An 11,563-nucleotide genomic window follows, 5' to 3' on the forward strand; every position below is an offset into this window, starting at 1 on the left:
CCCGCGGCTTGCAGCACCTCCTTTTGCGCGGCACAACAGGGGCGCCATGCTCGAGATCAAGAACCTGCGCGTCGCCTTTCCCACCCGCACCGGCCTCGTCGAGGCCGTACGGGGCGTTTCGCTCGAGGTGGGCCGGGAGAAGCTCGGCATCGTCGGCGAGAGCGGTTCCGGCAAATCGACCGTGGGTCGGGCCGTTCTCGACCTCCTGCCACCCTCGGCCCGGGTCACGGCCGACCGGCTCGCGTTCGAGGGTATCGACCTCCTGCACGCGAGCAAGGCACAGTGGCGGGAGCTGCGCGGCGGCCGGATCGGGATGGTGTTGCAGGACCCGAAATACTCGCTCAACCCGGTGATGCGGGTGGGGGCCCAGATCGCGGAGAGCTTGCGCGACCACCAGGGCTACCACGGCCGCAAGGCGAAAGCGCGCGTGCTCGAGCTCCTGCGCGACGTGCGCATCCGCGATCCCGAGCGCGTGGCGCGCGCCTATCCGCACGAGCTCTCGGGCGGCATGGGCCAACGGGTGATGATCGCCATGATGCTGGCGGGCGAGCCCGACCTTCTGATCGCCGACGAGCCGACCTCGGCGCTCGACGTCACCGTCCAGCTCCAGGTTCTCGCCATCCTCGACGATCTCGTGAGCCGGCGCGGCATGGGCCTCGTCTTCATCAGCCACGATCTCGAGCTCGTCGCCACCTTCTGCAACCGGGTCGCGATCATGTACGCGGGCCGGATCGTCGAGCTGTGTCGAGCGCAGGAGCTGCACGCGGCGCAACACCCCTACACGCGCGGGCTCCTGGGCTGCCTGCCCCGGCTCGACCGCCCGGTTCCACGCCTGCCGGTGCTGGTGCGGGACCCTGCTTGGCTGGAGGCCGAGGCGTGATCGAGGTCCGGGGCCTCACCGTCACCTTCGGCCAGGGGGCGAGCACGGTGCGCGCGGTCGACGGGGTGAGCTTCACCGTGCCGACCGGTGCCGCCTTCGGCCTCGTCGGCGAGAGCGGCTCGGGCAAGAGCACGGTCTTGCGCGCGATTGCGGGCCTGATCGAGGACTGGTCGGGCGAGATCCGGGTCGACGGCACGCCGCTCACGCGGCACGGTCGGCCGCGCGCCTTGCGCCGGGCGCTGCAGATGGTGTTCCAGGACCCTTACGGCTCGCTGCATCCGCGCCACACGATCGACCGGATCCTGAGCGAACCCTGCCGGATCCATCGGCTGGACCGGATCGGCGAGCGAGTCGAGGCGAGCTTACGCGAGGTGGGCCTGGGTCCGGCCTTCCGCTACCGCTACCCGCACCAGCTCTCGGGCGGGCAGCGCCAGCGCGTCGCCATCGCGCGGGCACTCATCCTCGAGCCCGGGATCGTGCTGCTCGACGAGCCGACCTCGGCGCTCGACGTCTCGGTCCAGGCCGAGATCTTGAACCTCCTCGTCGATCTGCGCCGGCGACGCGGCCTCACCTATCTCTTCGTCTCGCACAACCTTGCCGTGGTCGGCCATGTCTGCGACCGGCTCGCGGTGATGCGGCAGGGCCGGATCGTCGAGGCCGCGAGCGCTGCCGAGCTTGCGGCCGGCACGCTCGAGCATCCCTACAGCCGCCAGCTCCTCGCGAGCAGCAAGGGTTACAGCCGCGAGGCGGCGCGCGCCGCGGCCACATCCGCCTAGCCCTTCGGCAGGCCGAGTTCCTGCCCGAGGAGGTAGACGGCGAGGCCCGTGACGATCGCGAGCAGGAACTGGCCGGTCCGCCGCATGGCGAGAAAGCCGGCCCCGGCCGCGAGCCAGCCCACCGGGCCCGCCCCCGCCACCATGGGAGCCACGAGGGCTGCGAACACGGCGCCGGGCAGATGCTCGAGCCAGGCGCGCAGGAAGGGCCCCGGCTCGAGCCGGCGGGCGAGCCAGAAGCCGCCGGCACGGGTGGCATAGGTCACGGCACCCATAGCGAGGATCGCGAGAAAGCTCGTCCAGCTCATCGCACGTCCCGCCAGGCACCCAGGAGACTGCCAGCCACGGCACCCAACACGATGTACCAGGTGCCGGGCAGGAAAGCCTTGGCCGCGACCGCGACACCGCCCGCGACGGCCCAGGGCAGGGCGTCGTTCCGGCTACGCCAGAAGCCGGCGAGGAGTGCTACGAAGAAGGCCGTGGTCAGATAATCGAGACCCCAACGCTCGATCATGCCGGAAAGATCACCCGCGGCACGACCGAGGACCGTGGAGGCGACCCAGAAGCCGTAGAGCGTGAGTCCGGCCCCCAGAAGAAAGGCGGCATCGCGCCCGCCACGGCGCAGCTCGGCGACACTCGCTCCCCAGCTCTCGTCGGTCATCACATAGAGGCTGGCATAGGCCTGGGCCGGCCGCAGGTCGGCGAGCCAGGGGAGAAGGGCCGGACCCATCAGGAGATGGCGCAGGTTGACGACGAGCACGCCCATGACCAGACCCGCCACCGGCAAAGGATGGTGCCAGAGCTCGAGCGCCAGGAACTGCGAGGCGCCGGCGAAGACGAGAAGGCTCGTGAGCGCGATCTCGAGGACGCTCAGCCCCTTCTCGCCGGCGACGAAGCCGTAGACCAGGCCGAAGGCGACCGCTCCCGGCACGATCGGCAGCATGGCCCGTGCTCCGCGCAGAGCGCCGGCCCAAGTGAAGCTCACGGTCGTGCCGCGCAACCGCACGGCAAGATCGTTCATCTGCCCACCTCGATCGTTCCTTCCATCACCGGCACCGCCCGGCCGCCGATCCGCACCTCCGCGACCCGTCCGCCCTGGCGCCGGACGCGCGCCTCGATCAGGCTGGGCCGGCCCATCTCCACCCCTTGCGCGATCCGCCAGGCGTGCCAGCCCTCCGGCAGATCCGGGCGGCCGGCGAGGAAGCCCGCAAGCGCCGCGGCGGCGCTGCCCGTCGCCGGGTCCTCGGGGATGCCGTGTGCCGGCGCGAACATCCTGGCGCGCAGATCGACCGTGGCGTCGCCCGTCACGCGGGTGAACAGGAAGAGCCCCGTCGCTGCGATCTCGGGCAGATCAGAGCCGGCCCCGAGGCGTGCGCGCGCGAGGGCATCGAGGCTCGCGAGCTCGGCCAGGAGGAAAGGCGTGCCGCAGGATGCGATGCAGGGCAGCCCGTGCGCCGCGACGATCTCGCTCTCGCCGAGCCCGAGCGCCGTCGCCAGCGGCGTGGCGGCGAGCGGTTCCCCGTGCTCGGGCGGTGCGGGAGCCGCGAACTCGGCCGAGGCCGGTGCCTCATCCAGGAGCCCGATCGTCACCGGAACCGGACCCGCCCCTTCCTCGAGCACGAAGGAGCCGTTCGATGGTGTGCGTCCCGCCCAGGCGAGGACAAGAGCGGTGCCGACCGTGGGATGGCCCGCGAACGGCAGCTCGGCTCTGGGCGTGAAGATCCGTACCCGCGCCAGATGCGCCGGATCCTCGGGCGGCAGCACGAAAGTCGTTTCCGAATAGTTGAACTCGGCCGCGATCGCCTGCATCCGTGCCGTGTCGAGCCCTTCTGCGTCGGGCAGCACGGCGAGCTGGTTGCCGCCGAACGGGCGGTCGGTGAACACGTCGCAGGTCACGAAGCGATAGCGCATGGCCAAGACTCCTCCCGCTTCAGGCGCGCCAGAACGGCTTCCTGCCTTCCCGCTCCGCCTCGACCCGGCTGATGCCGATGTCCTTGAGCACGTGGTCGCTCAGCTCCAGCAAGGCGCGCCGCTGCCGATAGCGCTCGATCCAGGTCTCGGCAAGGATCGCCGCCCATGCGAGTCGGCCGGGGTATCTCGGTCGATATTGTCTTGGTACAATCCAGGCTCTAAGCAGACGATTGCTCGATAGCATGATGGCCCCACCACCAGAAGCAGGTCGAGCCAATACAATCTTGACAGACAATTTCGAGTCAATCAAGATATTGTCACCATGACAATCGAGCCAGCCGACCTGTCGGGCCGCCCAGGTCCGGTCTACCGCGCTCTCGCCGACGCCTTGAGCGACGCCATCGCCGAGGGGCGCCTGGCCCCCGGCGCCAGGCTGCCGCCGCAGCGCGACCTCGCCTTCCGGCTCGACGTGACCGTCGGGACGGTCGGTCGGGCCTACGAGCTGCTCGCCCAGCGCGGGCTCGTCCGCGGCGAGGTCGGGCGCGGCACCTACGTGCTCGGGCAGATCCGATCCATCGAGCTGCCGCCGAGCGGCCCGACGGCACCCGGTTCCGAGGGCCTGATCGACCTCACCGCGAACTTCCCGGCCCCGATCCCAGCTCAAGCGCGGCTCGGCGAGCTCCTGCCGACCGGCGAGAGCGCCGTCGACGTGCTGGCCGACCTTCTGCGCTACCCGGAGGTCGTGGGCGCGGCCCGGCATCGCGCCGAAGCGGCCGCCTGGCTCGCTCATCTGGGCCTTTCCGCCGATCCCGAGCGGCTGATCCTCACCAACGGCACCGAGAGCGGTCTCGCCGCGGCACTCCTGGCGCTGGCCCGGCCCGGCGACTGCATCCTGGCGGAAGCTTTGTGCTACGGCGGCTTGCGCAACCTCGCCGCCCGCCTCGGCCAGCATCTCGAGCCGGTCGCCATGGACGAGCAGGGCATCGTGCCGGAGGCGCTGGCCGCCGCGGCACGACACACCGGGGCAAGAGTGTTGGTGACGAGCCTGAACCTGCACAACCCGACCGGCCTCGTCGTCCCGCCCGAGCGCCGGGAGGCGCTGGTCGCGGTCGCGCGCGCGGCCGATCTCCTCCTCGTCGAGGACGACGTCTACGGTCCCCTCGTCCCGGACCGGCCACCCGGCTTCGCGACCCTGGCGCCGGAGCGCACGCTGCATCTCACGAGCCTCTCCAAGTTCCTGGCCCCCGGCCTCAGGCTCGGCTTCCTGCACGGGCCGGAGCGCCTGGTGCGCGAGGTGACGGCGGCCCAGCGCGAGATCTCGCTGGGCTACGCGCCGCTCGCGGCCGAGCTGTTCGTCCGCGCGCATCGGGCGGGCGTCGTGGCGGAAGCGCTGCGCCAGCAGCGGCTGGAGCTCGGCGAGCGGCAGCGTCTGGCGCGGGAGATCCTGACCGGCTTCGCGCTCACGGGACAGCCGACGGCGCTCCACGTCTGGCTCGGCCTGCCCGAGCCCTGGACCAGCGCCGAGGCGGCGCTGGCGCTCGCCCGCGCCGGCATCCTGCTGACGCCGGCCGAGCGCTTCTTCATCGGCCGCGGCGCCGCCCCCAGAGCGGTTCGGATCTCGCTCTCGGCCGCACCGACCCGCACCCACCTGAAGAGCGCTCTGCAGCGCATCGTCGCCACGCTCGCCCACGCTGCGGGCCTGCGGGAAGGCAGCCTCGTCTGAAGGCCGGCGTCTGCTGGCCGCTCGTCAGCTCACGCAGCAGAGGAGCTTCAGCTCGATCGTCTGCGGCTTGGCCTGCACTTTGTCGGCCGGGGACAGGCCGGCATGGAAGCGCACTGCCACCCGCTCCGAGGGTATGCCGCGCCGGACCAGATACTCGGCGGTCGAGCCGACCCGGAGCAGCGCCAGCTCCCACGCATCGATCAACACGCCCGAGGCGTCCGCCGCCCGGCCCGTGTAGCCCTCGATCAGCACGAGCCAGCTCCGCTCGGCGGGCAGGCTCGCGATCTCGCGACGCACGTCGCGGACCACGTCGTCGAGACGCGCCTTCATCGCCGCGTCGAGCTCGGCCGAGCTTTGCGGAAACGCGATCTCGCTGCGGTAGAGCGTGCTCTCGGGCGCTGCATCGATGGTGCGGGCCAGCGCCGTGTCGGGCTGGAGGCGACCGGCCGCGCCGGAGCCATCCGATGCTTGCGCCAGAGCACCCTCGAGCCGATAGGTCAGGTTCGCGATGATCTGGTCGCGGCTGTCGAGACGGGTCCAGGCGAGGCTCAAGAGCCCGAGCGCCACGAGAAGGGCGAGCGCCAGCAGGCCCGTGGCGAGGACGAGCCCGCGCGTGCCGCCCAGCGCGAGCCCGGCTGCCATGCCCGGGCGCGCAGGGGCGCCGGCGCGCCTCCCTCCCCCGATGCCGGACGCGCCTCTCGGCCCCTGCTCGCGGGCCCGCCTTGCCTGCTCCTCGCGCCGTTCGGCCGCGAGCCCCTCGGCATCGTAGTGCATCCGCTGCTGCGGATCGCGCAGATGCTCGTACGCCTCCCGCAGCAGACGGAAGCGCTCCTGGTCGGCCGTCGTGCCGCTGTCGGGATGATAGAGCTTGGCCCGCTCCCGGAACGCAGCCTTGATCTCCTCGGCCGAGGCCGTCCGATGAACCCCGAGGAGCTTGTAATATCCGCGTGGATCGCCCACCGCGGCCATGCTGGTGCTCTCCGCTGCTCGCCCGCTGTGCCGGCCGGACTATACAGAGGGCTGCAGCAGATGCCAAAACCATGCACGCCACAGCTTGAGGTTTCGGACCAAGGGGAGGTAGGAAAACCAGAATGAGTCGCGCATTGTTGCGTTTGGGGCGCTTGCGCCGGACGCTCCTCGGCGAGCCGATACCGCGTCCGCCACGGGCGAAGAAGCGGCGGGCACGCAAGCCGCGCGATTTCCAGCGCTCGCGGGTCTATCGATGGGAGGCTCGGCACGTCTTCCCGCACGCGGGCGAGGCGCTCGATCTTGAGGCCTGCGCGGCTCTGGTCGAGCGCGCCTATCGCTGGCGCGAGGCGCCGGATGGTACCACGCCCTGGGCGCCACCGCGCGTGACGGACGGCCGGGGGCGGCGCCACGCGTGCGGCTCGCGCGAGGTGATCAAGCTGCCGCGCTGGGCGCGCACGCGGGCGGTCGTGCTGCACGAGTGCGCACACGGCATGGCCGACGACCAGCACGGGCCCCGGTTCGTCGCCGTCTACGCGGCGCTGCTCGAGCGCTTCATGGGCCTCGACCGTGCCTATCTGCTCGCGACCCTCGCCACCGCGCGCGTGCGGGTGGCCGCGGAACTCCTGCCCACCCCGAACCCGGACTGAACCGCCATGGCGCAAGGACTGGAGAAGGACACGTTCGGACGTCTCGCCGATGGCGGCGTCGTCGAACGCTACCGGATGACCAACGCTCGTGGCACGGAGGTCGAGCTCCTCACGCTCGGCGGGATCATCACCGCGATCCGGGTTCCCGACCGTGCGGGCCGCCTCGGCAACGTGGCGCTGGGCTTCGCGCGGCTCGAGGACTATGTCGCGCGCAGCCCGTACTTCGGCGCCCTGATCGGCCGCTACGCCAACCGGATCGCCGGTGCGCGCTTCACGCTCGACGGCCAGGTATACCGGCTCGCCGCGAATCGCGGCCGGAACACGCTGCACGGTGGCGCAACCGGTTTCGACAAGCGGCTCTGGCAGGCGGAGGAAGTCGCCGCGCCGGATGGCCCCGCCGTCGCCCTCGTCTACCGCAGCCCGGACGGGGAGGAAGGCTATCCCGGCAATCTCGACGTCCGCGTGATTTGCACCCTGACCGACGGCGACGAGCTCCGTATCGACTACCGGGCCGAGACCGACCGGCCGACGATCGTCAACCTCACGAACCATACCTACTTCAACCTCGAAGGCGAAGGCTCGGGCGACGTGCTCGGCCACGAGCTGATGCTGGCCGCGAGCGCCTATCTCCCCACCGACGCCGAGCAGATCCCGACCGGCGAGGTGGCATCGGTCACGGGAACGCCGTTCGACTTCCGCGCGCCGAAGCCGATCGGAGCCGAGATCCGCGCCGGCCACGAGCAGCTCGCCCGCGGCCGCGGCTACGATCACTGCTTCGTCCTGGACAAGGCGGCCTCCGGCGAGCTGTCGCTCGCGGCCCGCGTGCGCGCACCGGGCTCGGGGCGGGTGCTGGAGGTCCTCACCACCCAGCCCGGCATCCAGTTCTACACCGGCAATTATCTGGACGGGACCCTGATCGGCGCGGGCGGGCGGATCTACCGGCAGTCCGACGGCTTCTGCCTCGAGACCCAGCATTTCCCGGACAGCCCGAACCAGCCGCAGTTCCCGAGCACCGTCCTGCGACCGGGAGAGGTGTTCGCGAGCACGACGGTGTACCGGTTCTCGACCGGATAAATCCGCTCGTCGGGCCGAGCCGAGCTTCTCGGGGCAAGACTACCGCGAGTCGCTGGTCAGGCTGGCAAGAAGCTCGTCGATGACGCGCTCACCGCCCGCTTCGTAATGCGCTCGCTCGTAGAGCTGCTTGATGAGCGCGGCACGCTGGAGATCGCCCGCCTCCTCCAATTCTCGGGCGGAGATTTCGGCCACATCTCGACCGAACTCATCGAGCACTCGAAGAACTATCCCTTCGGCACGCTTGATCTCTGATTGGAAATATTCATTGACAGTCGATCCCTTCCCAGGATCGGAGAGGACACTCCCTGAGGGAACATATTCGAGAATCACCGTCGAGCTCGGGAACGAGGCCTGATAGGCCCTCGCGTTGATGCCGCGCGCCCATCGCAGCTTTCCTGCGGCATCCGCTGCCGCTAGACGGTCGACCAGAAGCCCGAGCTTCTCAGCGTCCATGATCGGTCCTCAGGCTGCGCCGCTCCAGGCTCGCGAGCAGCTCGCTGAGCCTGTCCAGCTCATCAGATAGTCGCGCGTTCGCGTCCGCAAAGCCGATCTCGCCACCGCCCCGCTCGCGCGCACGATCCAGCTCCCGCTCGAGCTGTGCCAAAATGGCGATGGTTTGCTGCAGCACGCCGCGCTCCTCGTCGTTGAGCGCATGATCGCGAGCGCGAATCTCGACCAATGAGCTGCGCAGCCGGGAATAGCGCTCGATCGCCTGGCTCGCTGCCCTCAGCCGGTTGAACGCCTTGAGCTCCTCGAGCTGCTGCAGCACGGCGGATAGCTGCGTCATCGTCCGTAGCGTGGTCAGCTTGCTCAGCGCATCACGGGATGCTGCCTCCGCCGCTTGCGCTGCAGATCGCGCCCGCCACGCCTGCCACACGGCTCCTGGAACCCCGATGATCGACAGCACGGAAGCGAGAAAGCCCACGACATCGTCGACACGGCTGTCCGCCAGCCAAGCCGTCAAGGCTTCGTACCATGCCATTCATCGGCGCCCCGCAGCCCTCGCTCTACTCGGAGTTTATCACCCCATCTTGAGCGCCGCCAGGAAGGCCTCCTGCGGGATCTCGACCTGGCCCACCTGCCGCATGCGCTTCTTGCCCTCCTTCTGCTTCTCGAGGAGCTTGCGCTTACGGGTGATGTCGCCGCCGTAGCACTTGGCGAGCACGTCCTTCCTGAACGCCTTCACCGTCTCGCGGGCAACGATCCTGCCGCCGATCGCGGCCTGGATCGCGACCTGGTACATCTGGCGCGGGATCAGCTCCTTGAGCTTCTCGCAGATGGCGCGGCCCTTGCTCTCGGCGTTGCTGCGATGGACGATCATCGAGAGCGAATCGACCCGATCACCGTTGATCAGCACGTCGAGCTTGACGAGATCGCTCTCGCCGTAACCGTCGAGATGGTAGTCGAAGCTGGCATAGCCGCGGCTGATCGACTTCAGCCGGTCGTAGAAGTCGTAGACGACCTCGTTGAGCGGCAGACGGTAGACCACCATGGCGCGGTTGCCGACATAAGTCAGCTCCTGCTGGATGCCGCGCTTCTCGGTGCAGAGCTGGAGGATGCCGCCCAGGAACTCGTCCGGGACCAGAATCGTAGCCTTGATCCAGGGCTCCTCGACGTGATCGATCTTGGTGGGATCGGGATAGTCGGCGGGATTGTGCAGCTCGACCGAGCTGCCGTCGGTCATGTGCACCCGGTAGACCACCGAGGGTGCCGTGATGACGATGTCGAGATCGAACTCGCGCTCGAGCCGCTCCTGGATGATCTCGAGGTGCAGCAGACCCAGAAAGCCGCAGCGGAAGCCCAGGCCGAGCGCCGTGCTGCTCTCGGGCTCGTACTCGAAGCTCGCGTCGTTGAGGCGAAGCTTGGCGAGGCTGTCCCTGAGATTGCCGTAGTCGTCGGCGTCGGTCGGATACATGCCGCAGAACACGACCGGCTGGCTCGGGCGAAAGCCCGGCAGTGGCGTCTCGGCGGGCTTGCGGTCGTCGGTGATCGTGTCGCCGACCCGGGCGTCGCTGATCTCCTTGATCGCGGCGGTGATGAAACCGACCTCGCCGGGCCCGAGCCGGTCGACCAGAAGCGGCTTCGGCGTCAACACGCCCACGCGGTCGATCACGTGCGTGGCACCCGTGCCCATGAAGCGGATCTTCTGCCCCTTCTCGAGCACGCCGTTCTTGACGCGCACGAGCGTCACCACGCCGAGATAGGAGTCGTACCAGCTATCGACGACCAGTGCCTGGAGCGGAGCGCTCTCGTCGCCTTTCGGCGGCGGCAGGCGATGGACGATGGCTTCGAGCACGTCGTCCACGCCGAGGCCGGTCTTGGCCGAGATCATGAGCGCGTCCGAGGCGTCGAGACCGATGATGTCCTCGATCTGCGCCTTGATGCGGTCGGGCTCGGCCGCTGGCAGGTCGATCTTGTTGAGGACCGGGACGATCTCGAGATCGGCGTCGATCGCCTGATAGGCGTTGGCGAGGGTCTGGGCCTCCACGCCCTGCGTCGCGTCGACCAGCAGCAGCGCCCCTTCGCAGGCGCGCATGGAGCGGCTGACCTCGTAAGAGAAATCGACGTGGCCCGGCGTGTCGATCAGGTTGAAGACGTAGTCCTCGCCGTTCCTGGCGGTGTATTTCAGCCGGACGGTCTGGGCCTTGATGGTAATGCCGCGCTCGCGCTCGATATCCATCGAATCGAGCACCTGGCTCGTCATCTCGCGTGGATCGAGCCCGCCGCACCTCTCGATCAGGCGGTCGGCGAGCGTCGACTTGCCGTGGTCGATGTGCGCCACGATGGCGAAGTTGCGGATGTGGGAGAGGTCGGTCATGGGTGCTCGGGCATGCTCGCAGTTAGCCCTGCTCCGGCTCGCGGAAAGCTCGATCCAGGTCCTGACGGCCGTGAATCACGCGCATGATGCGAGCACCCCGAGCAAGGGGCCGATAGCAGACGACATAGGGCCAGACGACAAAAGAACGGAGGCCGGGCGATATTTCCGGGCGCTCACGGCCAAGCTTCGGGTTCTCGGCCAGAAGATCGGCTACGGCCACGATATGATCCACCATCCTGTCTGCCCGTTCGGCGCCACTCTCGGCCGCGATCCAGTGGCGCACGGTGCGCAGCTCCCGTAATGCCTGAGCGGTGAACGTCGCGCGAGCCGCCATCAGGACTCGTCGAGATGGGACGGGCCGTCCGACTTGATCGCAGCCAGGATCTCATCGGTCATCTCGTACACACGACCGGCCGCAATGTCGGCGTCCGCTTCCGCGATCGCCGCCTTCAGCCATTCCAGCTTGGCCTGCTCTATATGGTGGTGGTCCTCGAAGGAGTACACCACCGCCACAGGCTTGCCGTTCTTCTCGATGGTCACGGGCGCCTTCTGCGCCTCCATCAGGAGTTCGCCGAAACGGTTCTTGGCGTCCTTGGCCGACATGGTGCGCATGGCAGTCTCCACCTGGCGGGAGCTAAAATAGCCATTCCAGCTCTCGCCGTCAAAAGGGCTGCATCGTCGCCCGGTCGGTGAACATAAATTGTGTTAGTCACTGAAATTATTGAGTTTCTCGAATTCGTTCGTGAAATTTCAATTTGCAAGCTCGTC

At 68.9% G+C, this 11,563-nt stretch carries 15 protein-coding genes; 5 read left to right on the forward strand and 10 right to left on the reverse strand.

What is annotated here, in order from left to right:
* Nucleotides 1-46 precede the first annotated feature (46 nt).
* Together U1T56_RS21045 and U1T56_RS21050 are read left to right on the forward strand one after the other, a co-directional pair.
* Nucleotides 47-880: an ABC transporter ATP-binding protein gene (locus U1T56_RS21045; RefSeq protein WP_418161470.1), complete on the forward strand. Its 834-nt coding sequence runs from the start codon at nucleotides 47-49 to the stop codon at nucleotides 878-880.
* Nucleotides 877-1,656 carry an ABC transporter ATP-binding protein gene (locus U1T56_RS21050; protein WP_418161471.1) on the forward strand — a complete coding sequence of 260 codons (780 nt, stop codon included), beginning with the start codon at nucleotides 877-879 and terminating at the stop codon, nucleotides 1,654-1,656. The genes U1T56_RS21045 and U1T56_RS21050 overlap by 4 nt, the downstream gene beginning before the upstream one ends.
* Here U1T56_RS21050 and U1T56_RS21055 read toward each other — a convergent pair.
* The 4 genes from U1T56_RS21055 to U1T56_RS21070 are packed head-to-tail and all read right to left on the reverse strand — an operon-like array spanning nucleotide 1,653 to nucleotide 3,808.
* The gene (locus U1T56_RS21055) at nucleotides 1,653-1,961 is read right to left on the reverse strand and encodes an AzlD family protein (RefSeq protein ID WP_418161472.1); all 309 of its coding nucleotides are present in this window, start codon (nucleotides 1,959-1,961) and stop codon (nucleotides 1,653-1,655) included. The genes U1T56_RS21050 and U1T56_RS21055 overlap by 4 nt on opposite strands.
* Complete coding sequence (locus U1T56_RS21060; RefSeq protein WP_418161473.1) at nucleotides 1,958-2,674, reverse strand: AzlC family ABC transporter permease; 717 nt, start codon at nucleotides 2,672-2,674, stop codon at nucleotides 1,958-1,960. The genes U1T56_RS21055 and U1T56_RS21060 overlap by 4 nt, the downstream gene beginning before the upstream one ends.
* Nucleotides 2,671-3,564 (reverse strand): PhzF family phenazine biosynthesis protein, encoded by an 894-nt coding sequence (locus U1T56_RS21065; RefSeq protein ID WP_418161474.1) that lies wholly within the window; start codon nucleotides 3,562-3,564, stop codon nucleotides 2,671-2,673. The genes U1T56_RS21060 and U1T56_RS21065 overlap by 4 nt, the downstream gene beginning before the upstream one ends.
* A gap of 19 nt (nucleotides 3,565-3,583) precedes the next feature.
* Nucleotides 3,584-3,808, reverse strand: coding sequence for a DUF1127 domain-containing protein (locus U1T56_RS21070; protein ID WP_418161498.1), 225 nt, complete (start codon nucleotides 3,806-3,808; stop codon nucleotides 3,584-3,586).
* 78 nt (nucleotides 3,809-3,886) lie between these two features.
* Here U1T56_RS21070 and U1T56_RS21075 point away from each other — a divergent pair, with 78 nt between their 5' ends.
* Nucleotides 3,887-5,287, forward strand: a complete 1,401-nt coding sequence (locus tag U1T56_RS21075; protein ID WP_418161475.1) for an aminotransferase-like domain-containing protein — start codon at nucleotides 3,887-3,889, stop codon at nucleotides 5,285-5,287.
* 24 nt (nucleotides 5,288-5,311) lie between these two features.
* Here U1T56_RS21075 and U1T56_RS21080 read toward each other — a convergent pair whose 3' ends face one another.
* The gene (locus tag U1T56_RS21080; protein WP_418161476.1) at nucleotides 5,312-6,256 is read right to left on the reverse strand and encodes a DnaJ domain-containing protein; all 945 of its coding nucleotides are present in this window, start codon (nucleotides 6,254-6,256) and stop codon (nucleotides 5,312-5,314) included.
* Between the two features lie 122 nt (nucleotides 6,257-6,378).
* Here U1T56_RS21080 and U1T56_RS21085 point away from each other — a divergent pair, with 122 nt between their 5' ends.
* Together U1T56_RS21085 and U1T56_RS21090 are read left to right on the forward strand one after the other, a co-directional pair.
* Nucleotides 6,379-6,903 (forward strand): hypothetical protein, encoded by a 525-nt coding sequence (locus tag U1T56_RS21085; protein ID WP_418161477.1) that lies wholly within the window; start codon nucleotides 6,379-6,381, stop codon nucleotides 6,901-6,903.
* 6 nt (nucleotides 6,904-6,909) lie between these two features.
* Nucleotides 6,910-7,977, forward strand: coding sequence for an aldose epimerase family protein (locus tag U1T56_RS21090; protein WP_418161478.1), 1,068 nt, complete (start codon nucleotides 6,910-6,912; stop codon nucleotides 7,975-7,977).
* A 39-nt stretch (nucleotides 7,978-8,016) separates the two neighbouring features.
* Here U1T56_RS21090 and U1T56_RS21095 read toward each other — a convergent pair whose 3' ends face one another.
* From U1T56_RS21095 to U1T56_RS21115, 5 genes are all read right to left on the reverse strand, one after another.
* A complete protein-coding gene (locus U1T56_RS21095) occupies nucleotides 8,017-8,430 on the reverse strand; it encodes a hypothetical protein (protein ID WP_418161479.1) in 414 nt (137 codons plus the stop codon).
* Entirely contained in the window at nucleotides 8,420-8,902 is a 483-nt protein-coding gene (locus tag U1T56_RS21100; protein WP_418161480.1) for a hypothetical protein, read from the reverse strand. Before U1T56_RS21100 ends, U1T56_RS21095 begins: the two co-directional genes overlap by 11 nt.
* 96 nt (nucleotides 8,903-8,998) lie before the next feature.
* Complete coding sequence (gene lepA / locus U1T56_RS21105; RefSeq protein WP_418161481.1) at nucleotides 8,999-10,795, reverse strand: translation elongation factor 4; 1,797 nt, start codon at nucleotides 10,793-10,795, stop codon at nucleotides 8,999-9,001.
* Nucleotides 10,796-10,817: 22 nt separating this feature from the next.
* Entirely contained in the window at nucleotides 10,818-11,129 is a 312-nt protein-coding gene (locus tag U1T56_RS21110; protein ID WP_418161482.1) for a type II toxin-antitoxin system RelE/ParE family toxin, read from the reverse strand.
* On the reverse strand, nucleotides 11,129-11,407 hold the full coding sequence (locus U1T56_RS21115; protein ID WP_418161483.1) for a type II toxin-antitoxin system Phd/YefM family antitoxin: 279 nt from the start codon (nucleotides 11,405-11,407) through the stop codon (nucleotides 11,129-11,131). The genes U1T56_RS21110 and U1T56_RS21115 overlap by 1 nt, the downstream gene beginning before the upstream one ends.
* Nucleotides 11,408-11,563: the final 156 nt, after the last annotated feature.

It is taken from the genome of Benzoatithermus flavus (genome assembly GCF_037908215.1).
In the GTDB taxonomy this organism is placed as follows: domain Bacteria; phylum Pseudomonadota; class Alphaproteobacteria; order Geminicoccales; family Geminicoccaceae; genus Benzoatithermus; species Benzoatithermus flavus.